This window comes from Litoreibacter albidus, assembly GCF_900107015.1.
Taxonomy (GTDB): Bacteria; Pseudomonadota; Alphaproteobacteria; order Rhodobacterales; family Rhodobacteraceae; genus Litoreibacter; species Litoreibacter albidus.
Window position 1 is genome coordinate 1 of the sequence record NZ_FNOI01000008.1, and the last position, 21,586, is coordinate 21,586.

General features: G+C 55.0%; 21 protein-coding genes. 7 read left to right on the plus strand and 14 right to left on the minus strand.

Translation table 11 applies throughout. The features are described from left to right. Positions 1-315: integrase core domain-containing protein (locus tag BLW66_RS15150; protein WP_139254579.1), on the plus strand; the 315-nt coding region annotated here is incomplete at its 5' end. Between the two features lie 337 nt (positions 316-652). Here BLW66_RS15150 and BLW66_RS18035 read toward each other — a convergent pair. The 6 genes from BLW66_RS18035 to BLW66_RS15180 all read right to left on the minus strand — a co-directional run bounded on the left by BLW66_RS18035 (position 653) and on the right by BLW66_RS15180 (position 8,348). Further along, the gene (locus BLW66_RS18035) at positions 653-5,023 is read right to left on the minus strand and encodes a P-loop NTPase family protein (RefSeq protein WP_211664282.1); all 4,371 of its coding nucleotides are present in this window, start codon (positions 5,021-5,023) and stop codon (positions 653-655) included. Between the two features lie 47 nt (positions 5,024-5,070). Beyond that, positions 5,071-5,652 carry a restriction endonuclease gene (locus tag BLW66_RS15160; RefSeq protein ID WP_089948007.1) on the minus strand — a complete coding sequence of 194 codons (582 nt, stop codon included), beginning with the start codon at positions 5,650-5,652 and terminating at the stop codon, positions 5,071-5,073. 172 nt (positions 5,653-5,824) lie between these two features. Further along, positions 5,825-6,607, minus strand: a complete 783-nt coding sequence (locus BLW66_RS15165; RefSeq protein ID WP_089948008.1) for a DUF3800 domain-containing protein — start codon at positions 6,605-6,607, stop codon at positions 5,825-5,827. Further along, positions 6,607-7,506, minus strand: coding sequence for an HNH endonuclease (locus BLW66_RS15170; RefSeq protein ID WP_089948009.1), 900 nt, complete (start codon positions 7,504-7,506; stop codon positions 6,607-6,609). Before BLW66_RS15170 ends, BLW66_RS15165 begins: the two co-directional genes overlap by 1 nt. 4 nt (positions 7,507-7,510) lie before the next feature. After that, complete coding sequence (locus BLW66_RS15175; RefSeq protein ID WP_139254580.1) at positions 7,511-7,807, minus strand: hypothetical protein; 297 nt, start codon at positions 7,805-7,807, stop codon at positions 7,511-7,513. Between the two features lie 4 nt (positions 7,808-7,811). Then, positions 7,812-8,348 carry a helix-turn-helix domain-containing protein gene (locus BLW66_RS15180; RefSeq protein WP_244508667.1) on the minus strand — a complete coding sequence of 179 codons (537 nt, stop codon included), beginning with the start codon at positions 8,346-8,348 and terminating at the stop codon, positions 7,812-7,814. A gap of 253 nt (positions 8,349-8,601) precedes the next feature. On the opposite strand from BLW66_RS15180, the gene BLW66_RS15185 reads away from it, so the two are divergent. Next, positions 8,602-9,696: a tyrosine-type recombinase/integrase gene (locus BLW66_RS15185; RefSeq protein WP_089948011.1), complete on the plus strand. Its 1,095-nt coding sequence runs from the start codon at positions 8,602-8,604 to the stop codon at positions 9,694-9,696. Positions 9,697-9,761: 65 nt separating this feature from the next. Here BLW66_RS15185 and BLW66_RS15190 read toward each other — a convergent pair whose 3' ends face one another. The 6 genes from BLW66_RS15190 to BLW66_RS15215 all read right to left on the minus strand — a co-directional run bounded on the left by BLW66_RS15190 (position 9,762) and on the right by BLW66_RS15215 (position 14,984). Beyond that, the gene (locus BLW66_RS15190; RefSeq protein WP_244508668.1) at positions 9,762-10,661 is read right to left on the minus strand and encodes an HAD-IIA family hydrolase; all 900 of its coding nucleotides are present in this window, start codon (positions 10,659-10,661) and stop codon (positions 9,762-9,764) included. A gap of 5 nt (positions 10,662-10,666) precedes the next feature. Then, positions 10,667-11,482 carry a phosphonate ABC transporter, permease protein PhnE gene (phnE, locus tag BLW66_RS15195; protein ID WP_089948013.1) on the minus strand — a complete coding sequence of 272 codons (816 nt, stop codon included), beginning with the start codon at positions 11,480-11,482 and terminating at the stop codon, positions 10,667-10,669. Next, positions 11,482-12,294 carry a phosphonate ABC transporter, permease protein PhnE gene (gene phnE, locus BLW66_RS15200; RefSeq protein WP_089948014.1) on the minus strand — a complete coding sequence of 271 codons (813 nt, stop codon included), beginning with the start codon at positions 12,292-12,294 and terminating at the stop codon, positions 11,482-11,484. Before phnE (BLW66_RS15200) ends, phnE (BLW66_RS15195) begins: the two co-directional genes overlap by 1 nt. Next, complete coding sequence (gene phnC, locus BLW66_RS15205; protein ID WP_089948015.1) at positions 12,291-13,073, minus strand: phosphonate ABC transporter ATP-binding protein; 783 nt, start codon at positions 13,071-13,073, stop codon at positions 12,291-12,293. Before phnC ends, phnE (BLW66_RS15200) begins: the two co-directional genes overlap by 4 nt. Positions 13,074-13,140: 67 nt before the next feature. Then, positions 13,141-14,118 (minus strand): phosphate/phosphite/phosphonate ABC transporter substrate-binding protein, encoded by a 978-nt coding sequence (gene phnD, locus BLW66_RS15210; protein WP_089948016.1) that lies wholly within the window; start codon positions 14,116-14,118, stop codon positions 13,141-13,143. A 59-nt stretch (positions 14,119-14,177) separates the two neighbouring features. Next, entirely contained in the window at positions 14,178-14,984 is an 807-nt protein-coding gene (locus tag BLW66_RS15215) for a DeoR/GlpR family DNA-binding transcription regulator (RefSeq protein ID WP_244508669.1), read from the minus strand. Between the two features lie 191 nt (positions 14,985-15,175). On the opposite strand from BLW66_RS15215, the gene BLW66_RS15220 reads away from it, so the two are divergent. After that, positions 15,176-16,825, plus strand: a complete 1,650-nt coding sequence (locus BLW66_RS15220) for a Na/Pi cotransporter family protein (RefSeq protein ID WP_089948018.1) — start codon at positions 15,176-15,178, stop codon at positions 16,823-16,825. Positions 16,826-16,832: 7 nt separating this feature from the next. On the opposite strand, the gene BLW66_RS15225 is transcribed toward BLW66_RS15220, so the two are convergent. Both BLW66_RS15225 and BLW66_RS15230 read right to left on the minus strand, forming a co-directional pair. Further along, positions 16,833-17,534 carry a winged helix-turn-helix domain-containing protein gene (locus BLW66_RS15225; protein WP_170833503.1) on the minus strand — a complete coding sequence of 234 codons (702 nt, stop codon included), beginning with the start codon at positions 17,532-17,534 and terminating at the stop codon, positions 16,833-16,835. Next, positions 17,506-17,802, minus strand: coding sequence for a hypothetical protein (locus BLW66_RS15230; protein ID WP_089948019.1), 297 nt, complete (start codon positions 17,800-17,802; stop codon positions 17,506-17,508). The genes BLW66_RS15225 and BLW66_RS15230 overlap by 29 nt, the downstream gene beginning before the upstream one ends. A gap of 159 nt (positions 17,803-17,961) precedes the next feature. On the opposite strand from BLW66_RS15230, the gene BLW66_RS15235 reads away from it, so the two are divergent. The 4 genes from BLW66_RS15235 (at position 17,962) to BLW66_RS15250 (ending at position 21,585) form a co-directional block, all read left to right on the plus strand. Then, complete coding sequence (locus BLW66_RS15235) at positions 17,962-18,417, plus strand: hypothetical protein (RefSeq protein ID WP_089948020.1); 456 nt, start codon at positions 17,962-17,964, stop codon at positions 18,415-18,417. A 103-nt stretch (positions 18,418-18,520) separates the two neighbouring features. Further along, positions 18,521-19,135 (plus strand): ribonuclease HII, encoded by a 615-nt coding sequence (locus BLW66_RS15240; RefSeq protein ID WP_089948245.1) that lies wholly within the window; start codon positions 18,521-18,523, stop codon positions 19,133-19,135. Positions 19,136-19,264: 129 nt separating this feature from the next. After that, positions 19,265-20,344 carry a site-specific DNA-methyltransferase gene (locus tag BLW66_RS15245; RefSeq protein ID WP_139254581.1) on the plus strand — a complete coding sequence of 360 codons (1,080 nt, stop codon included), beginning with the start codon at positions 19,265-19,267 and terminating at the stop codon, positions 20,342-20,344. A 191-nt stretch (positions 20,345-20,535) separates the two neighbouring features. Beyond that, on the plus strand, positions 20,536-21,585 hold the full coding sequence (locus BLW66_RS15250) for a class I SAM-dependent methyltransferase (RefSeq protein ID WP_089948022.1): 1,050 nt from the start codon (positions 20,536-20,538) through the stop codon (positions 21,583-21,585). Position 21,586 lies beyond the last annotated feature (1 nt).

Here is a 21,586-nt window from a genome sequence, read left to right on the forward strand (position 1 = left end):
CGCGCACCTGCAAAAGGCTGCATCCATCATACCGACCGTGGCAGCCAATATTGCTCACACGATTACCAAAAAATCCTGCGCCAGCATGGCTTCAAAGTATCCATGTCTGGCAAAGGCAATTGCTATGATAATGCCGCCGTCGAAACCTTCTTCAAAACCATCAAGGCAGAATTGATCTGGCGCGATAACTGGGGAACCCGCAGGAAGGCTGAGATGGTGATCTTCGAATACATCAACGGCTTCTACAATCCACGACGACGCCATTCAACATTAGGTTGGAAAAGCCCTGTCGCATTCGAACGAAAGGTGGCCTAAACGAGCACCAGGGGCGGCACGAAAGCGCGACAGGTCCATGCCGAGAAGCGGCTGACCGAGAGCTAGACGCGAGAGATAGCCACCGCAGCGCGGGGCATTCGCTTTAACGCAGCTCGAGACTACAGAGAGGTGAAACACTCAAAACGTCAACAGTTTGCACCAACCCTGAAGCCAAGGGTGTTTCGGTTCGTTTGCACCGTTTCGAGCGGAGCAAGTCGATGGCTCTCTTTAATTCGCGTAACAGGTGACTGAAGAAAATGAATGTCGTGACAACGGGAAGAATTGCAAAGGTGAGAAAAATAAAGAACGAGCTACCGCTCACCTACACCACAGAAAATTAAACGGTTTCCGACGGTTTCTCTGAAATGTCGCGGGTCACGGCAATTACTCTTTTACCTTCAGGAAGCCCATCGTTCACTTCGGCACACTTGGCATCTACACGTTCTATAAGGCCTTCAAAGTCAACTGGTTGGCCGTCTACATTTTTGCGGAACGCACTCCGTCTGACTTTCTTTGTCTTCTTATCCTTCTCAACTTTTCTAGGGCGAGCAGCATTCACGAGAACATAAATGCCGGTGTGGGATGAAGGCTCAAACAAATACTGCTTTGAGAGCTGCTTATCAGGAGTGTTGACCAGCTCATCCCCAGTCCAGTGTTTCATATCGGCAAGCTTAATCTCAACCGATACCTTTCCCAACGCATCAGCTCTTGAGTGGATTCGGAGATCAGGCCGCTTCTCACCTGCGACTTCTTGCTCCCTGATTACCGTGTAGTAGCGCTCACCCGCGTCTCTGAGGCGAGCGGCCAGCCAATTTCTCAGATCGCCTTCTTTCGCTTCGCCACGCCGGAAGAATGCGCTTTCATCGTCATCGGAAGTGTGCAGTTTTTCGAGCAGTGTTTTTAGGTGCATTTGGCAGAGTTTCCTAAACTCTTCCACAGTCGCCGGTGGCTTGGATTGATCATTCAGAAATTGAATTGTCTCGTGAATTGAGAGTTCGGGTCTCCTCCCCGCCCCTCGTTTCATCAGCTCGATCTGATGTAAAAACGTATCTCGGTAGCTCGAAAGCTCCTTGGACTGAGCCAGTCTTCCAAATGCAATAACAACATCAGGCGTTTGAAACGCAGACAGCATATTGGTGTAGTTTCGCCGGTTCGTCTCGGCGTGGTCCTCTTTTCCCGGCGAGTAGACACTTTCGTGCTTCACATCCTTCTCAGGTGGCCATGCCAAGTACGATGCCCGAACCAGCCACTCCAGCAGAATTGAATCTCTCTCATACTCGCTTCGCACATGTTCTGAACCTTCTCCCAGAGCAGGCTTATTACCTTCGCGACCTAGATATTCGAAGAAGAGCGCTTTCTGTCCTGCGCTATGCAGATCTCCAAATGTTGAGGCTAAAACATGTTTGGCGGCGTGTGAGTTCGCGTTCATTAGTCCGTCAAGCCAGACCCATGCCTCTCGGAAATCGAAACGGGTCCTCGCCGCCCGGTAGCCTGAGACAAGAAACCTGGAAAGACGGTTTCGCTCGACAGTTGGCGCTCGAGCTACAATGTCTAGGCAGAGCATTCTATCGCGACGGTTTCTTGGAAGACCTCGCATCATCATCCGCAGAAGCATAGGAGCTACCAGATTTCTCATCTCCAGACCAGAGTAGGCGATTTTGCTCAAGCAGTCCGATGCATGCTGGTCGCCGTCGCCGCGCGCAGAATCGAAGTCTACTAACAACGCATATTTGACCTCGGAGAAAAATTGGCTCGGGAAACTGACCGCCAATTCCTCGACCCACTCAGGAAAGCCGTTCAATTCGTGGAACGCGTAACGGAAGGCCTTTCGCACAAGGTTGGGGTCAACAGGCAGTTCGCCAAACGAGTAATCGAGATTCACGCCTGCCAGGCCTATGTGGCCAAGATATGTTCGTCGCTCAGAATAGCTCGTATCATTTATCTTCCAGTATTGCCGCAAGCCATTACTGAAAAGTTGGGCGATCTCGGACCCATACTCCTCATTGATCGCGCGGATTGTTCCATTTCCAAGATCATCTGGAGCTCGTTCAAACAGCCAAATTGCATTGCTGTTGTCGAACTCACCAGCGGAAATCTCCTTGCGGTTGCTAGTGATGAACTTTCGATTGTTTCGGGCTGTTCTCCAAGACTGAAAGGCTTCCTTCTTGCCCTGGAACCACCTTTGGGTGTCATAGCGATATTGATTTTGGAAGCGTGATTTTGTTCGAAGAAACCAACCACGGATGCCGAATTGCCGTCGTTGATCCTCGTTCCCATATTTCCTGAGATACCCCCGGAACACACCTAGCGCATAGTCATGATCTTCTCCCCTGAGTTTGGCCAGAATGGTTTGTGCCAAGTCGAGTAGAAATGCCCGCTCGGACTGATCGGTAGCTTCCGAAGCAAGCTCGCAGTAGTGAGACACATCGGATTGATCGAAGACCTCTCCGTTTTCCTCTTTTTCATCAAACTCCAAAGGGTAGATCACTCCAAACGGGACGCGGTGCTGCTGAACACGATCAGAGAAAAGAGCGACTCGTCTTTGAATGAGAGCGTGTTTGACTTCGGGCCGTGCCCGGAGTCTATCGGCCAACCGCGTCGTCGGTGCCTTTCGTCCGAATACGTCAATCCTGTCGTCTTTGCCCATCGCCAACTCAACAGCGTTGAGCAAGTCGCTGTCGTCAGGAGGAACATCTTTATCATCAACTAGTTCAGACGCTAGTTGGATGATGGCTGGCACAAACCTTTTGTATCGTGCTGAAGCATCAGGCATGCGGTATCTGTTTTCGGCTCGGCCAGAAAATGTAAAACGCAACAAAATGGATAACCAAGTTCGCTTCTCAGGCCTCGACAAGCCTTCAAAAAGTTCGATCAAATACTGGGATGTCGCGGACGAATAGTTTGAGCGCTCTCTTTGAATTCTTGAAAGAATGTTAATTCCGTCGAGCAGAGTGGCTTCGCCAAAGCCGTACTTCAATGCCTTCAACTGGAACATGTTCCAGTTCGGCGCAGAATCAGAATCCTCTGCGTCCGGTGGTGTGGCCTTAAGGGCTTCTGACAATACATCAGCTCGGTAACGCAGGTCTCCCATCTCATCTAGGGCGGCGCACGCTTCTGCTTTGCTTCGATAGCCTAAACTTGCATCTCCAACAAAGCCCGCCAGCTTTGGAGCAAGTGGCTCCATTTGACCAAAGCGCGAGACCTCAATCAAAAAATCTGTCAATTCTGGAGAGCTCGAATTGTCGAGTAGTTCGCCGACTACCGACCACAATTCGGGATGTGTGAAGCGCTTGATGTCGTCGTGATAGAACCATTCGCCCCTAAATCGAAGGTGGTCATAGAGGCGCGCTTGGTGGCGCAGGGCGACCTCCTTGTCACCGACGGACAATGATTTCGGGTCTCCCGTTTCAATGAGAAGTGCAGGCCTTACATTTGCCACAACGGTCTTCGCTGCGCTGTTCAAACTGGCTAGCCAACCCATTACATGTTCAGTCGATTGTGGGATCGATCGCTGTCCCAAGCCCTCGGCAAGTAGTGGTGCGATTGTGTCCTCAGAGTTCGCCCTAGCTCGCAAGCTCTCGTCGAAATGCTCAGCTGCAAGGAAGTCCCGAATCTCTCGGTGCGCGAACCTGATACGCCCCCCGACAGAAGGCTGGAAGAGCCCGCAGGCAAGCAACTCGCGAACTTCTGGCGCTGTCCATGAGTCTACGTCGGTGGACAGGACCTGAGCGGCATTGGTCGCATCACCTCCAGGCAACGCATGCACGGAAAAATCCTGTTTGCCAGACAAAACTACAAAAGCTGCAAGCTTGCCGGCAGCTTTCCTAGCTCTGATCAGATCAATGCTAAGTCTATCTTGACTTTCAGACCTGCCGAATAGCCGCCACGTCACCAAATCACGCATTACTTGAAGTCGAGACTTGAACACTTCCTCAGGGGGGCGACCTTCATTAACAGCCTTTTTCCAAACATCCAAAAAAAGATGCGCATCCAACGGTTGCTGGATGAGCCCAGTAGAAAGATTGGCATTCACGGCGTTGATAAAGTCCGAAGGGTTCACACCGCGGGAATCTGCAAGTTTCTCGATGTCCTCGTTCGCTAGCGGGGCGAGACGGTACATCTTGAAACTAGGACCGGAAGCCTCCAAGTCTTGCTCAGCATGCCTTGTCCTTCGAATGAATTGACTGAGACGTCTTGCATCCCCGTCTCCGAGCCACTCACTGGGGCGACTTGTGACCACTACATGTATAGGCGCGTTTCGTCGCCCAATTTCGCGCGACACGACTTCGAGGGCTTTCTCTAGAGCGCTCTCATTGCTTGATGAAGGCAGGCGAGCTTCGTCAAGCGCGTCAAAAAACAGTACCCCACCCTTTCTTGTGCGCTTCCATCTTTCGAACTTCTCGCCTTGCTCTTCGAGCTCAAAGTCGAATGCGCCAGATACCGAACCATCTTGAAGCGCTTCCAGCCGAAACAGAAACGCATCTTGCCCCGCCGCTATCATGCGCGTCACTTGATGTTGAAGCTCTGTAGTTTTGCCAGAACCAGCAGTGCCTAGAAGTACAGAAATGTCATTTGAGAGTATTTCATCCCACGTGCTACCTTTATTTTGGCTGGCCAATGACGCCCAAATACTTTCTGGCTCGCTTTCGAAATCACCAGTAGTGACTTCCGCAAATCTTCGGGACAAGGAGACATAATCAGTGGTCAAAAAAACTCTCTCGCTATTGCATCACTCAAGTGATCTTGCTTCGAACTTCAACCGCGCTTGCGTACTGGTTTGAACCAATCTGCCAATGGGTTGATCCGGTCATCTGTAATGGTCGAAATTGTGGTTATATTGCCCTCAGACCGTATCATTTGCCCTGCGAAATCTGGCAGATCAGGTGGATAGCTTGCTTCGGACAACGGCTCTTTGCTGCGAGTGACATAGGTCAGTTTGCCGTCCACGAAGATTACAAGTGCAATACTGGCAGACGAGGCAAACTCAACAGCTCCTCTCTGAAAGCCCGAGGTTGAAAACACTATGGACTTTTGCGCTCCAATTTCTTGGGCCTTTGCGTGCACGCCCAAAATGACGTCTCTTTCAACCGGCCGTCCACGTCTTTTACATTCGACCAGGACGCAGACCTTGGCGCCCCCGAGGACTTCGAACTCAACCCAACCATCAATGCTGTATTCACCACTACTTCCTTGTATCTTTTTCAAGTGAGAGACGGAAAACTCCAGAAGTCCGGCTCCAGCAGATTTCAGCCAAGAAATAACCTGTTTCTCATACTCTTCTGGCGTAACCTCAACGGGGTTCTCGGGATTCCACTTCGGGCTGTTCTTTTCTTTCAACGCTTAATACTCGTCATACTCGCCGGTCCATTGTTGCTCATAGGGTCTCGCGTTTGAGTTGTAATGACAAGGACAACATACGACCGCTATTCGGCGCATTCTACCAAAGTCAGGTACCAGCCGGTTCAGCACAGAGCTGCCTTGACCTAAGTCACCGCTCGAATTTTTGCATTCAATGAATACAACCCAAGTAGTTTTCGCCAAAACGCTCCATCACAACAGGTGCGATCCGCTCGTTGACGCTCTCATCAATGAATAGGCCCCAAGGGTAAACGTCTACGTTCGCAAGATCGAAATCATCTTTTGGGTTTCGCTTGTTTTGGCTGAGGAATGCGTAGCGGATTCCGGCCCACATCTCGAAGCCCAACTCAACTTCCAAGCCATCGTAAATGCTGTCGCCCGGTAAATCGAGCACCACCATTTTGGACAAAACTCCAAGAGCTTCTAACAGCATGATACTGCACGTATGGGCCATGATGTCGGCCAGTTGGATACCCATTACCGCTTTGGAATCTTGTTCAAAGTAGAAGTTGCAGCCTGCAAAATCTTCGTCTCGTGCAGTTAAAGCCTCGGCCGCACTTTTGTGCTTGAAGAGACCTTCATCAAAAAAGACCTTATGTTGCCCACCCTTGAGCTGGGGATGCTTCAGCGCGTTACGCAAAAGCGCCAGGGAAGCGGGCCCTAAGTTTTTGGTGTCATCTGCGCTATCTACCACGCACAAGGCCATTTTGCAGTTTCGCGTGATGAAACTTTTTAAACTGTTCCGCAGCGCTTGAAGATCATTGTCATCTTTCATTGACGCTGAAGACTTGAATTCGAACGTACTCGGATCGAAGCCGTGCTTGAGAAAAAGGGTGCCCATTTCTTCTGCGGGATCCGCATCACATATTGCAAATGCTGCAAGTGAAAATCCGGATCTATGGTGTTTACTGTCGTCCAAAAATAGATAGGCCATTACTGCTTAAAACAATTCTCTCTGTGCCAGGTTACAAACTCAGTCCTTGGCCGGTTGGCGAGGCGATCCGGCACCAAGATCTTGCCGGATGAGTTGATCATCGATGTCACGGCTTCGATGTCGTTGCTTTGACGGGAAACCAGAATTGTCAGGTCGTCAGCCAATCCAACGAGACCCCGATCAAACATCCAATGCGCCGTTCCAGAAAGGGCGAGCCCGTTGCTGACGATGTCGGGTCCGTCATGCTCGACTGGTCTGATATGAGCGGCTTCCACTTCAGCTCGGCCACCGCCATTTATCAGACGTAAACCAGTGATGGCGCAGCGCTCGCCGTAGGCGCGCAGGATGTTCTTTCTGAAATTACGATCGCGAACCGCCCGGTTGGTCAGTTGGTTGACGCGTTCCCGTGCGGGCATGTGTTGGAAAGGCGTTTGCGCGTCCTGAAAACCTGGCAGGTGCATCGTGTCGCCCACGCGAGGCAGGATGTCCTCATCTCGACCAAGTCCACGTTCGACGATTCGGGCAAAGTCTTCAGCTGAAAGAGTTCTTACTGCAGCCTGCGCGCGTCCGGATATCTTGCCTTGATCGTTCAGCAATCCTCTTTCGATGATTGAATTATCGTCCCGGAATGAAACTGGGTCGCCGAAATCAAGATACGTTCCCGGCTCAATCACCGCCAAAAACATGTCCTGCTTCCTTGGATCCGGAATGATTTCCTGAACCTTAGCGACAGCAAAGTACCCTTTGGTCTCTTTGACTTTGCTTGGCTCCAGGTAGACGATCCAATCCCCTTCGCACTGTTGGGCACGAGAGAGGTATTGCTTGGGAAACTGATACCGCTCCGAGGGAATGTCGTCGTAGATCGAGTCGCTGCGATGGATGAAGATACCGAAGGCCATCGGATCACCCGCGTTGAAGACGTTCCAGTTTTCGATCGGCCGCGCGTAAGGTCAGCACCGCACCTGTCAAAAATGGAAGTGCCAAGCCTGCTGTGGCGATGGCAAAAATCATGATGGCGGCCAAAACCGAGTATTCGGTGGGCTGTTGCGCCAACGATAGTTGGCCGAAACCAATCAGGTAGAACACGCTGGTTCCTAGGAAGATCAGGTAAAGCGGATCAAAGGGTTCAATCACCTCACGACGAGTGCGCTCCAAGACCGAATTTCGCAACATGTTCCAGCGTTTGCTTGCCTTGTTCACCAAATCATTCCCTTACCAACTCGATCCATGTGTGCACGTCGTCATCCGTCACTTCACGGCCTTCGACATGCGATTGATACCAACGAGCCACGATGGCCCCGCGCTTTTCGCTTTTGATCTTCATGCCCTCTTCGGTGAGGTGCTGATCCAGTGAGCTTTCGATGTGTTTGAGGGCATCGAAATCATGCCCCGCCCGAATGGATTTGGTGCCGAGTAGCAGCCAGGGCACGTCCACCTCGAACCGTTCACCCATCGCGACCAAGGCTTCTACAGGCATTCCGCGCTGGCCCTTTTCGTAGCTGTGATACGCGCGCGGTGAGACACCGATAGCTTCCGCCATGGCCGCTTGTGAGAAGCCGATTTCATTGCGAGCAATGGTGAGACGAGCACCCATTGCAGCAAAAAGATCAGCAGGTTTCTGCGGCATCTGAATTTTCCAATTGACCACTTCGCCGAAATTCGCGAACTTTGCAAAAAATGACGAACATTTACAGTTAATCACATCTGACCACGTCAGAAGGTGCAGAACAAGCGATTCCATGCGTGTCGCTGATTCAACTTAAGCGGACAAGGACGACTGAAATGGCAGAGACCAACTATTCAGACAGCTCTCAGATCCTGGGGCTTGGGAAAACGCCCGCGCAGTGGGTCGAAGTCATGGCCGGGATGGGGATCGATATTTCGGAACGCACCTTGCGCGAACGCGCCAATGAGACGGGTGCATTTTATCGCCTTGGGCGAACCATGCTGATCACCCCCGCGCAGATTGATACGATTTTTGAAGGAGGCCAGTCATGCCGCTCCAAATTTACAAGAGGGGCCACGTTTACTGGGCCAAGGGGTGGATCGAATACAACGGCAGGCCAATCGCCGGCCCATACCGGCGAAGCACTAAGGCATCTACAGAAGAGGGCGCACGGGACTGGATAAACCATGAGACCGAACGGCAGATCCGTCGCTATGTCGTGGGCGACGAACCGAGCAAGACGTTCTCCGATGCAATTATGCTCTACAACGCGTCCCCAAAAGCAGCGAAGCAGTTGATCCCGATTGTCGAAGCAATCGGCGACCTGTCGCTGGGCGCAATTTCTGGTGCACTATTGAAGAGCCTTGGACCAAAGCTGAAACCCAAGGCGTCGACCGATACCTGGTGGCGCGAGATCGTGACGCCAGCGAGTGCGGTGATCAACAATGCGCACGAGCTGGAGGGGACGCCGCTAATCCGCGTGAAGCCCTACGACAAGTTTGAGCGGATCGCTCAGGACAAGCGGCGTGGGAAGCTCAGCCGCGTGGAGCGCACGCCAGCCGACAAGGAATGGATCGAAGCGTTTTGCCGTGCGGCAGATCCATACAATGCAACACTGGTCCGTTTCATGTTTGAAACGGCTGCGCGGATTGATCAGGCCGTATCGTTGGAGCCTGACGACCTTCGGCCGCATGAAAACAAAGTCCGAGTGAAAGCTCAAAAGGGGCACCCGGAATGCTGGATTACTGTGTCGCCTCAAATGATGGACGAGCTTCTTGCGTTACCGCCGAAACGCCCGAAGAACCGGAAGACTGGCAAACTGATGAAGGCGCGTGTTTTCGGCTATGGCAGTTCCACCGGTTACAACACGCGCTGGAAGACGATCTGCCAACGCGCGGGCATTCCGTACCTGTCGGCGCATCCCGCCGGTCGGCATGGGTTCTTCACTGAGCTAGTCGTGCGCCAAGGTGTAGACCCGGTCACCGCAGCCAAGGCTGGCGGCTGGTCAGACCCAAATTTGCCCATGCGGATCTATGCCCACGCAGAGACCGACGAGGCCGACATCAGGGCGCGTTTTCGTACAAACCACGTACAGGATGACGCTGTACAAATACCCAACTCTAAGAAATCACAAAAGGAATAGCGCTATGAACGCATCCCTCCTAAGGGGCAGGTTACTGGTTCGAATCCAGTCGGGGCCACCATTTCTCATGGGCGTTCCAGGATGTGGTCAGGCTTGATACCGGATTTGGCGATGGCGCTTTCCACGTTTTGGCCTGCGAAAAATCCGTAGCCAGCTATCAGGGCAGAGGCGACGCCAGCGTTCTGCGCTCCAAGGATGTCGGTGTGTAAGCTGTCGCCGACCATCAACACACGTGCGCGCTTAATCTCGGGGGCGAGCCGTTGGAACGCCAGATCGTATATATCTAGGAACGGCTTGCCGAAGAAACGTGGCGTGACGCCGGTCCCATTCGCGAGGCGATGTGCGAAGTGGCCCGGTTCAATAGAGAAACCTGTCTCACGGGGGGCGACGATGTCGGGATTTCCGACCCAGACAGGGCGCGGGCGATCCCTTAGCGCGGCAGTCAACAGGGCTTGGCGATGCTCCGTCCAAACGGCGCTGCCGATCATCAGAAAGCCGTCGACCTGCGTGTAGATGGCAGGATCATCGTCCAGATAGGTCACGTCCAGCCCTTCGAAGTCCTGCAAGCCAGCACTTGGCGTGGCCATTAAGCCCCATTTCATAGGTCCGGCTGGTTGCGGCGCCGCCAGAAGGGCCGCGCGGCTGGTTATGACATCTTCGGGTGCAAAGCCGTAGCCAAGGCGATGGTACTTTTCCATCAACGTCGCATGCGGGAAGCCCGCGGCGTTGGAGACCACTATAACACGTTTCCCGCGCGCTTTGAGGCTGGCGACCCGCTCAACGACGCCGGGAATTGCGGTCTCTCCGATATTCAGGACGCCAAAGGCATCTAGGAAGAACGCGTCGTAGCTGTCTGCAACGTCGTCCAGTGTTTCCGAGCGAGTGGCGGCTTTACGCCCAGTTGCAGGACTCGGCAGGCGGTGCCGAACCGCCTCATAGGCCGCGAAGGCGGTTTCAGTATCCATGCCGCTCAAATGATTGCCCCGCGCACTTTTGCCGACACCCATTCACTGATCACCACGGCTGCGAGGATAACCAGCAGGATCAGGCTGACTTGCGGCCACGCCAGAACATTCAGGGATGCCGACAGTTGCAGGCCGATCCCACCGGCACCGACAAGGCCCAGCACGGTCGACTCCCGAATGTTGATGTCCCAGCGGAACACGGCGATGCCCGCGAAGGCTGGCATGATCTGCGGCACGATACCGAACGCCATAACCTGCCAGCGGGACGCACCCGTTGCGGTGATCGCCTCGACTTGGACGGAATCAATCTCCTCAATCGCCTCGTATAGCAACTTTGCGCAAAACCCGATCGATCGTATCGCGATGGCGACGACGCCCGCAAAGACGCCGGGGCCGATGATGGCGATAAGCAGAAGCGCCCAGATCAGAGAGTTGATGGACCGTGTCGCGACGATGATGAACAGGGCGACGGGCCGGATGAAAAGTTTGGAGGGTGTTGTATTGTGCGCCGCTAGAAAGGCCACCGGCACGGCCAAGCATAGCGAGATCAGCGTGCCCAGCGTCGCGATGTTCAACGTGTCCCAGATGGGGCGACCCAACTGGGTGATGTATTCCCATTTTGGTGGCGTTGCGCGTGACCAGATATCGCCTGCAATGCGCGGTGCATCCCACACGAAAAACCACGTGGTGGAATTTGATATCTGCATCCAGCAGTAGGCGAATACGGCCAACCCGCCGAGCCACATCGCGGAGTGTGCCAGGGTTTGTTTAAACGTGCGCCGGTGCCAGACGGTGGTGTCGTCGTGTTGCGTTACAGGCATTACTGGACCCTCGCGCGAACTATGCCGGAGATATATTCCAGCGCCATGACGATCACGATGATCAAGATAAGGATCGCGGCAGCGGTGTCGTACTCATACCGATCGAAGGCTGTATTCAGAGTAGCCCCGATCCCACCGGCACCAACCAGCCCCAAGATAGCACTTTCACGGAAATTGATGTCCAAGCGGTAGATGGACAGGCCTACGAGCCGCGGCATGACCTGCGGTTGTACCCCGTAGTTGACCCACTGCGCCCAACGCGCACCGGAGGCACGAATGGCCTCGACCTGAACGCGGTCCATGCTTTCGATGTCTTCGGCGAGCAGCTTGGACAGGAAGCCGATGGTGGCGAAGCTAAGCGTTAAGAAACCCGCAAGCGGGCCAAAGCCAAAGATTGCGACCAGCAGGATCGCCACGATAATTTCTTGCAGCGCACGGCTGATAGCTACGATGCCACGACAGATCAGGTAGACTGGTAGCGGCGCGATGTTGCGTGCCGCGCCTAAACCGATGGGGATAGAGATCAAAATGCCAACGACGGATGCGGCCACCGTGATGATGATGCTTTCCATCAGCCCGCCCCATATGTCGGAGGACCGTGAGGTGAAGTCAGGACTGGTGAACGCCAGCACGAACTGCGCGCCGCGATCCAGCCCCGCGTAGACGCGGGCCCAGTTGATGTCGATCGTCATGTAAGCGGCGATCAAATAGGCAAAAAACGCGATGACCAAACCCCACCGTAGGATCGGGTTTGATATGAAGGGCGGCCGCTTCCACGGCTGGCCAATTACGGTGTCTAGATGCGTGCTCACTGGGCGACCTCTTCGTCGTCTTTCTTGATGGTCGCTTCCCAGTCTTCCTCGCCGTAGATGGTGGTCAAGACGTCCGGCACCAAAGCTTCTGGCGGGCCGTCGAATTCAACGGCTCCGAACCGCAAGCCGACCACGCGTTGCACAAACATCTGTGCAAGGGCGACGTCGTGAATGTTGATGATGGCCGCTAGTCCGCGCTCTGCGCAAAGCTCGCAAATCAGGCGCATGATCTGGCGGCTGGTTTTCGGGTCGAGGGATGCTGTTGGCTCATCCACAAGCAGCAGCTTGGGATTTTGGATCAGGGCGCGGCAAATGCCAACGCGTTGGCGCTGGCCGCCTGATAGCTCGTCCGCGCGTTTGTCAGCCATTGCCAAAAGGCCAACACGGTCAAGCAACCTGAATGCTTCATCTACGTCGGACTGTGGAAAGCGGCGGGTTAAGCTGCGCCAAAACCCGACATACCCCAATCTACCGGACAGTACGTTTTCCATGACCGTCAACCGTTCGACCAAGGCGTATTCTTGAAAGATCATGCCCATTTCGCGCCGCGCACGGCGAAGACCGGATGAGTTCAGTTTGGTCAGCTCTGTATCGCCAAGCCAGACCTCGCCCGACGTTGGCTCTACAAGGCGGTTGATGCACCGGATCAGCGTCGACTTACCAGCACCCGATGGTCCGATCAGCGCAAGCACTTGGCCCTCCGGCACTTCGAGTTCGATTGATTTCAAAGCCTGATCGCCCGTGGCGTAGGTTTTCACGAGCTTCTTGAGTTTCAGCATATCCAGCCTCAGTTGACTTAGGTTTATAGGCGGCACCCTTCGTCGGGCACCGCCATTTGTTATTCGCTTACTGGCAGGAGTAGCTTACACCGTTGGCCGCATCGATCTTGCGGATTACGTCCCAAAATTCCTTGTAGTTCATTTCAAGGAACTGCTCTTCGCCGGATTTTTTGAACTCTTCCTGAAGGGTGGTCCCCTCCCAATCAAAGCTGAAGAAAGCATCTTTGATCTTGGCCTGAAGCTCTGGCTTGAGATTGTAAACAGTACCAAATCCGGTCGTCGGGAATGTTTGCGATTTGTAGATCGATACCACCTGTTCTGGCTTGATGACGTCACGCTCAATCATCCGTTGCATGACGGAGTTTGCAACAGCACCGGCCATGTAATCTTTGTTGGCTACGCCGAGGATGGTGTTGTCATGCTTGCCAGAGAACGCAGGCTCGAAGTCGCGCTCTGCGACCAGATCGTATTCGGACTTCAGGATTGCAGACGGTGCCTTGAAGCCGGAGTTGGACGTCGGCGAAGAAAACGCAAGTTGCTTGCCTTTAATGTCTTCTACACCCGCGATGCCGGACTCTGGATAGGTGATGATTTCCATCTCATACCCGAAATGCCCATCTTTGGAGGCCATGATTGTGAACGGTCTGAAGCCGGCACAGTTCACCGCGAGCGGGTTGGAGCCGGTGTTGAATCCGGAGATATGCAACCTGCCGGAGCGCATCGCTTCGATCTGGGCGGCGTTGGATTGAACAGGGAAGAACACAACGTCTTTGCCAGTGGTTTCCTCTAGGTGCGACAGGAAATCAGACCATGCGGTTTTGTACACGGCTGGGTCTTCAACCGGCGTGTATGCAAAGATCAGCGGGTTAGGGTCCAGCAGTTCGGATGCGTCCTCTGGAATGTCCGCGATCAAGTCGCCGTCACGGTCACAATAGCGTGCATCCAAGTCGCCGTGCGGGCAGTCTTGCGCCCACGCACCTGTTGCAGAGATCGTCAGGGCCGCTACGGCGCCTGTCGCTGCGAGTATTCGTTTTAGTACAGTCATTTTTCTTCTCCCTTGGTTTTATTAACGCGCCTGCCGTCCTCCCAGCGGGCGCGGTCGTCTTATCGTGCCACTAACACCTCGACGTTTGAATGCCGCAGTGATTTCGCGAGTTCGGCCGTCGGGTCCTGATCCGATACGACCGATGTGAGGTCCGATAGGTTGCCGATCTGGGCGAGGCCTTCACGCCCGAACTTCCGCCCGTCAATGAGCAGGTGGGACATGCGGCACTGGCGAAGCATTGTCCGCTTTACAGCTGCAAACCCGCGGATGGTTTCCGATGGTCCTCCCTCCGACAGACCAGATGCGCCGATAAGGCACCTGTCCACGGAGTGACGCTGAAGAAACTCGACGGCGTCGGTCCCGACAACGGCGGACTCGGATGACAGGTAATCGCCCGGACACACCACAACGTTCGCAGCGTCACTTTGGCCTAGGGCCATAGCCACGGGAAAACTGTTGGTGAACACGGTGCAGGGCGTGCCATCAAACGCCAGAAAGCGGGCCAGCTGTAGCGTCGTGGCGCCGGAATCGACCATGAGTGTTTCACCGGGTTGCACTAAATTTGCGGCCAATCGGCCTATGCGCTCACGCTCGTTCACGCGGTCTGTTGCGCGTTCATTAAATGACGGGTAGCGGCCAGAGATAATGGCGGATGCGCCGCCATGTGCGCGGTCAAGAAGCCCGTCGTCGCTAAGCTTTCCGATATCGCGCCGCACCGTTTCTGCAGAGACCCGAAAGTGATCGGCCAGTTCCGAAATCCTGACGTGAGGGCGCAACCTTAGCTCAAGCAAGATGTGCTTGCGCCGCTCTTGCTTACGCAGCTTTGGCCGCGTTTCAAGGTCAACATCGGTTGGTATGTTACCCACTGGCATTTATGTCAGAATCCCCCACCTCGTAATCAAAACTGTGAGGTTCCCCACATTATTGCAAGAAATAATGTTGCATATTGCAGATTTAGATGCTCCGATTAGGTGGATAGCCGCCGCGTAGCGCCTTGGGCGCACGGTGACCACGTGGCATCGGATTGTGTTTCTCAACTTGAATCGGACGAAGCCCAGTGATCCAAATCATCGGAAATCTAGCGGGTGCGATCGCGCTTTTGTTGTGGTCCGTCAGACTGGTGCGCACGGGTATAGAGCGTGGCTTCTCCGGTCCGCTGCGCACGGGTGTGCGGCGCGCGTCCCAGAACAATGCGACCGCCGCCGGAAGCGGCCTGATCGCTGCGATTGCGATGCAGAGTTCCACCGCGGTTGCCATGCTGGTTGCCGGATTTGTCTCCGCAGGAGCATTGCCGCTGGGCAGCAGCCTTGCCGTCATCTTGGGCGCGGATTTGGGGTCTGCTATTGCCGCAAGAATTTTGCTAACGCCGATCTCTGCCTTGGTCCCGCTGCTGCTGGTGATCGGTGTCACCTTCTTTTTAAAAGGACGCACAAGACGGGCAAAGCAATCGGGCCGCATTGTGATCGGTATCGCATTGGTGCTGACCTCATTGTCGATGATCCGCGTGGCGACTGCCCCGCTGCAGGACAGTCAGGCGACAGAAGTTGTGTTTTCCTATCTCGCGCAGGATCTATTGACGTCGTTCCTGATCGGGGCGGTGTTGGCATGGGCCACGCATTCAAGTGTCGCAACAGTCCTCGCGGTAGTAGCGATGGCGTCGGAAGGCCTGCTGTTGGCACCAGTTGCGGCAGCCATTGTTTTGGGGGCCAACTTCGGTGGGGCGACCATTCCGGTCTTGCTTACCCTAACAGGCACGCAGGCGGCGAAATGCGTGATGCTCGCCAATCTGTTCATACGTGGCGGCGGCGCATTGCTAGCGTTACTTGCCCTTCTTCAATGGCAGGCGTTGATTGCATTGCTTGGGTCAACCGCCGCTGTGCAGTCGATCAATTTGCACCTCGCGTTCAATGCGGTCGTCCTCTTTGCAGGTATGGTTTTTATCCGTCCCGCATTGCACATCGTCTCCGCGGTTTTACCAAAAGCAGCCCCGTCCAAGCCGCGCCGTATTAGCGCGCTAGACCCGACATTAACCGACCTCGACCGCGCGCTGGCCTGCGCCGCGCGTGAGGTGCTGGAGATGGGGGAGCAGGTTCACGGTATGCTAACGCCCGTTCTTGGGCTGTTTCGCGATTGGGATGAGGATGTCCTGACCGCTATCCGCGAGAGCGAGGATGAAGTTGACCGCATGCACTTCGAGGTGAAGCTCTATATTGCGCGGCTTCAGGAGGGGGTTTTGACCGCGGACCAAGCACGCCGTGCGATGGATATTGCGAGTATCTCGAACCACCTTGAGGACGCAGGGGACCAAGTCTCCACAAATCTGATCGACTTCGCCCAACGCCTCCATGCGAACGGGCTGTCGTTTTCGGATGAGGGCTGGCGCGATCTGTGTGATTTCCACGATCAGGTGCTGTCCAACGTCCAGCTTGGGCTGAATGTGCTCATGACCGGCGACGCGGAGGCGGCAATCCAGCTGGTAGAAGAGAAAGACCGTGCCCGCGAGGCGGAGCAACGGCTACAAGCCCATCACCTAGATCGGTTGCGTAGTGGTAATACCGCGAGCGTGGAGACCAGCAGCCTGCACCAAGAAACCATTCGGGCCCTCAAGCAAGTCAACACCGCATTCACCTACGTGGCCTATCCTATTGTGGAAGCCACTGGTGGCCTGCTGTCGAGCCGCCTTGCGACACCGGACGACGCATCCTAACGGGCCGTCAAAGCATCTTGATCGCAGTAGGTTCCACCGCCAGCACGTAACCTTTGCGGGCGATGTTCTTAATCAGCAACTCGCTCATCATCTGGTTGCCTAGGTGATCGCGCAGCCGCTTGATCCGCGTAGCACCCGAGGCCTCGTCGCAATCAATCTCGGGTTTGCCAGAAATCATCGCCTCAATTTCCAAGCCGGACAATATGTCATCGTCCAATCGGGCCTCTGCCAGCACAGACAATGTCTCCAGCGCGGCTTCGGTGAGCTTGAACACCATGTCATTGATCTGGACGACACGCTCATCACGGCTCACGATCAGTGAGTTCACCTGAATACCGCTCTTTTCAATCTCGGCCATGCGACGGGCGAGAGTGACGAGAAACACGATCGATACCAGCGCGGCGACCAGCAACGCGGTGGCAAAGACCAACAGCACAAAGATAATGAACCGGTAGGACGCCAATGTGTCAGAGAACGCGGTGCCGGACTGTGCTAATATTTCCAGCAAGCGGACTTCGCCGCCTTGGGTCAGGGCATCGTTCTCTATGAAGATGCGCTCGACCCGCATGTTAAAGGCATTGGCGTCGGGTAGGTTCAGGAACAATACTAGCGCCGCCACGACCAGAATACTGACAATGACGGCCATGCCCACGATGATGACCTGCGCCGGCGACGGTACTTTAGAAGCGGAGGAAGTAAGGTCCGGCATTGGCTTTCCTCCCGTTCAGGCCGCTGTCGTCAAACAGGGACACGATGTTCAGTAATGTCCAGCCAGCGGCGGACAACCTTGGTGCAATGGCCTTGGCCGCAGCCCTTGGCGAGGTACACGCGCCATCCGGCACGGCGGCAACGCCGTAATGCAGTTTTAGCGGGTTATCCTTCTTGGCCTTGTAATCGACGTAGCAGGCGGCAGTCGCCGTCGTTGCCATCGCGGACAGCCCAAAGCCAAGGGCGAGTGTGTAAATAGCATGTTTCATGCGCCGACCATGATCCGCAGCGGCGCGTTATTCAATATCAAGTGGCGATAGCGGCGGGTTATCCAATAACCACGGGACGTCATTGAGTGACAATGGCCACGACGGTCAAAGTCTTCCTATCGAAAGCCCGCCACCGTGGGCACAACGGAAGGAAAGACTATGACACGCCAATTTATCGCCGCTTTGTTGAGCCTCTCGATTGGATTTAGCGCAATGGCCACGGCGCCAGCGCGCGCAGATGAAGATGTAGTAAAGGTAATCGCGGGGCTGGCATTGCTCGGCATCCTTGCCAATGCTGCCAAGGACAACAAGCGTGAGGTCGCAACGCAACGCGCGCATAAACCTTACCGCGCGCAACGCGCTCATCCGCGCCATGCCCAGAAAGCGAAACCGCGCCGCGCCAAATCCAACCGCGCGCGCAAGGTTGCCCCTCGTCGGTGCCTGCGTGAGCAATGGACGCATAATGGCGTCCGTGATGTCTACGGCGCGGGGTGTATGAAGAACAACGCTCGCCATGCGTTGCCGCGTAACTGTAAGCGCGTTGTTGAAACCCGTAACGGGGTGCGCCGGTTCTACACCCCGAACTGTCTTCGCAAGCACGGCTGGAAGGCCTAAGCTATTTCTACAATCGAGCAGCAGGGCGGACCGCAGGGTTCGCCCTTCCTTGTTTAGGGACAAGCTGTTGCGCCCGCCCGCGAATCCACGTCTTTGTAGCCGCATGACAGCACCAGATTTTACATATGAGTATGCCCTGATCGCCCAAGGCATTTTAACCGTCGCAGGCACCGATGAGGTGGGGCGTGGCCCCTTGGCGGGGCCCGTTGTGGCCGCTGCCGTCATACTAGACCCGCACAACATTCCGGACGGATTGAACGACTCCAAAAAGATAAGCCTGAAGAAGCGGGAGGTTCTGTTCGACCAGATCGTCAACTGCGCGCGCTTTTGCATCGCGGAGGCTTCGGTGGAAGAGATCGACGCCTTGAACATTTACCACGCCTCGCATCTGGCGATGTGCCGCGCGGTGGAAGGCCTGGGCAATGTTGAACACGTGCTTGTCGACGGCAACAAAATCCCCCGCGATATGCAGCCACCGGCCACGGCGATCGTGAAGGGCGACGGCAAATCACAGTCAATTGCCGCCGCTTCTATACTGGCCAAGGTGACGCGCGACAGACACATGGATGCACTTGCGCAACAATACCCGGGCTACGGGTGGGACAAAAATGCCGGCTACCCGACAAAGGGTCACATTTCTGCACTAGCTGAGCTTGGTGTGACCCCACATCATAGACGTAGCTTTAAGCCCGTACACAATATCTTGTGTCATCAATAATTTTCAACTCATTGAAATATAAAGATTTTGACAGGGAATCCCCTTTGACTCATCTTTAGAGCAACACAGCAAATAAGCACGAAACGTGCATCAGCTTGAGGCGATAAAATGGGTAAAATGACTAAGGTAATGCATGATGCATTGCCGCTGAATTCGATCATGGACGGTGATTGCATCGAGGCAATGAACAGTCTTCCGGAGGCTTCCGTAGATTTGATCTTCGCGGACCCCCCTTATAACCTGCAATTGCGTGGCGATTTGCACCGCCCCGACAACTCTAAGGTTGATGCCGTCGACGACGCATGGGACCAGTTTTCCTCTTTCCGCAAATATGACGAATTCACCCAAGCATGGCTGAAAGCCGCCAAGCGCTTGCTCAAGCCGAATGGCGCGATCTGGGTTATTGGCTCTTACCACAACATTTTCCGCGTCGGCCACGAGTTGCAGAACCAAGGCTTCTGGATGCTGAATGACGTGGTATGGCGCAAATCCAACCCGATGCCGAACTTCCGCGGCAAACGCCTGACGAACGCCCACGAAACACTGATCTGGGCCTCTAAATCGGAAGGCAGCAAATACACCTTCAACTATGAAGCGCTGAAGGCCCTGAACGAGGGAACGCAAATGCGCTCCGACTGGGTTCTGCCGATCTGCACTGGCCACGAGCGTTTGAAGAACGACGCCGGCGATAAAGCACACCCGACGCAAAAGCCGGAAAGCCTGCTGCACCGCGTTCTGGTCGCTACCACTAACCCCGGTGATGTTGTTTTGGATCCGTTCTTTGGTACAGGCACCACCGGTGCGGTTGCCAAGAAGCTGGGCCGTGATTTTATCGGGATCGAGCGCGAAGCAGCCTACCGCGAGGTCGCTGAGAAACGCCTGAAGAACGTGCGCAAGTTTGACCGGACCTCTCTTGAAGTGACCCGCTCCAAACGGGCAGAACCACGCGTGCCGTTTGGCCAGCTGGTAGAACGCGGCATGCTGACGCCGGGCGAAGAGTTGTGGAGCCTGAACGGTCGCCATAAAGCCAAAATCCGCGCCGATGGCACGCTGATTGGCGATGATATCAAAGGCTCCATCCACCAAGTGGGGGCCGCCCTGGAGGGCGCGCCAAGCTGCAACGGCTGGACCTACTGGACGTTCAAACGCGATGGCAAAAAGGTCCCGATCGACCTTCTTCGCCAGCAAGTCCGCGCGGAAATGAACTAAACACACCGAAATTCAACAGTTACCGCCAGTGTCTTCGGGTCTCCGAAGGCACACAACTGCCCCGCCCTAACCCAAGGTGCGGGGCATTTTTTTCACGCGGTTTCACAGCCTGTGGTACTGGTCACAGCAATCACTAATGTCTAACCTGTTCGTATATTGTTTATTAAGTACCTTGTCAGAACGGCCTTAAAATGACCGAGCTAGAAAAAATTGAAGCTGAGCTTGCGCAGTTAACAAAGCAACTGGCCCAATTCCTATCCCTTCCACCGGCTGAACGTAGCGTACCGGGATTTGCCAAAATCTGGCGCCCAATTTCGCGGTATCGCGTCAAGCTGCGGTCCGCGTTGCAAGCCCAAGGCTCGGTCCTATCCGATCCTAGATATCACGGCGCAGGAAAGTCTGAAATGGAACGGCGCGTCGATTACAACGCCGCGCATCGGCGGCTAAGACTTTGGCCTAGTATTGAGGACATGGTGAACAAGCAAGTGACGCCCGCACGGACACAGCTCATGCCGCGGCCTGCCGACTACATGGAAGGCGCGCACAACCGATATGTGAACCACCTGTACTCGGCGCTTCATACTTTGGCCCTGCCGTCGGCGGAGGCGATGATGAACCTCCTGTCCGACGCACATGCCGATATCGCGCTGCCTGCTACACATTTTGAGGCCTTGATGCACGCCGCCTACCGCATTTGCCTTGCTCAAGAACGTAGCAAGCCACCAAGGTTCCTAGATGTCGGCTGTGGGGGGGGCACCAAGATATGGGCGGCCCTTCCATTCTTCCCGAATGCCTGCGGCTTGGAGAACAACCCTACGCAAGTGCAGGTTGGCGCAGCTGCAATGGCAAAGCTGAACGCGCCGGAAAATTGTATTCTGCAAGCAGACGCCCGCTGTTTTACGGACTACGCAAGCTACGATGTGATTTACTTCTACCGCCCGCTGAAAGACCCCGTCGGCCTCAAGGACATGGAAGACACGATCATGGCGCAGGCCCGCCCCGGAACGCTGCTGATCGCGCCGTATCTAGGGTTCTCGGCGGAGCAGGACGACGACAGATGTGCCAAAATTGCACCCTCCATCTATGTGGTGGGAATGGCACCTTACCAAGCAGAGGCCTTACGGGATCGCGCAGAGATGATCGGCACCGAAGCGCCCTCCCACAGCAGTTCGACGGATGCTTCTTTAGGGTACTGGCGGCCGCTGGTCGAGGCCTCGCGCCGCAACGGCTATGCGTTGTAGC

Coding starts and splice junctions, on each gene's coding strand:
- BLW66_RS15230 (WP_089948019.1), bottom strand. CDS start 17,802: ATGAAACATGCTATTTACACACTCGCCCTTGGCTTTGGGCTGTCCGCG.
- BLW66_RS15170 (WP_089948009.1), bottom strand. CDS start 7,506: ATGGCCTTCGGTATCTTCATCCATCGCAGCGACTCGATCTACGACGAC.
- phnE (WP_089948013.1), bottom strand. CDS start 11,482: ATGCCTGTAACGCAACACGACGACACCACCGTCTGGCACCGGCGCACG.
- BLW66_RS15185 (WP_089948011.1), top strand. CDS start 8,602: ATGCCGCTCCAAATTTACAAGAGGGGCCACGTTTACTGGGCCAAGGGG.
- BLW66_RS15180 (WP_244508667.1), bottom strand. CDS start 8,348: ATGGAATCGCTTGTTCTGCACCTTCTGACGTGGTCAGATGTGATTAAC.
- BLW66_RS15225 (WP_170833503.1), bottom strand. CDS start 17,534: ATGCCGGACCTTACTTCCTCCGCTTCTAAAGTACCGTCGCCGGCGCAG.
- BLW66_RS15240 (WP_089948245.1), top strand. CDS start 18,521: ATGACAGCACCAGATTTTACATATGAGTATGCCCTGATCGCCCAAGGC.
- phnC (WP_089948015.1), bottom strand. CDS start 13,073: ATGCTGAAACTCAAGAAGCTCGTGAAAACCTACGCCACGGGCGATCAG.
- BLW66_RS15250 (WP_089948022.1), top strand. CDS start 20,536: ATGACCGAGCTAGAAAAAATTGAAGCTGAGCTTGCGCAGTTAACAAAG.
- BLW66_RS15235 (WP_089948020.1), top strand. CDS start 17,962: ATGACACGCCAATTTATCGCCGCTTTGTTGAGCCTCTCGATTGGATTT.
- BLW66_RS15165 (WP_089948008.1), bottom strand. CDS start 6,607: ATGGCCTATCTATTTTTGGACGACAGTAAACACCATAGATCCGGATTT.
- BLW66_RS15190 (WP_244508668.1), bottom strand. CDS start 10,661: ATGGATACTGAAACCGCCTTCGCGGCCTATGAGGCGGTTCGGCACCGC.
- BLW66_RS15245 (WP_139254581.1), top strand. CDS start 19,265: ATGCATGATGCATTGCCGCTGAATTCGATCATGGACGGTGATTGCATC.
- phnD (WP_089948016.1), bottom strand. CDS start 14,118: ATGACTGTACTAAAACGAATACTCGCAGCGACAGGCGCCGTAGCGGCC.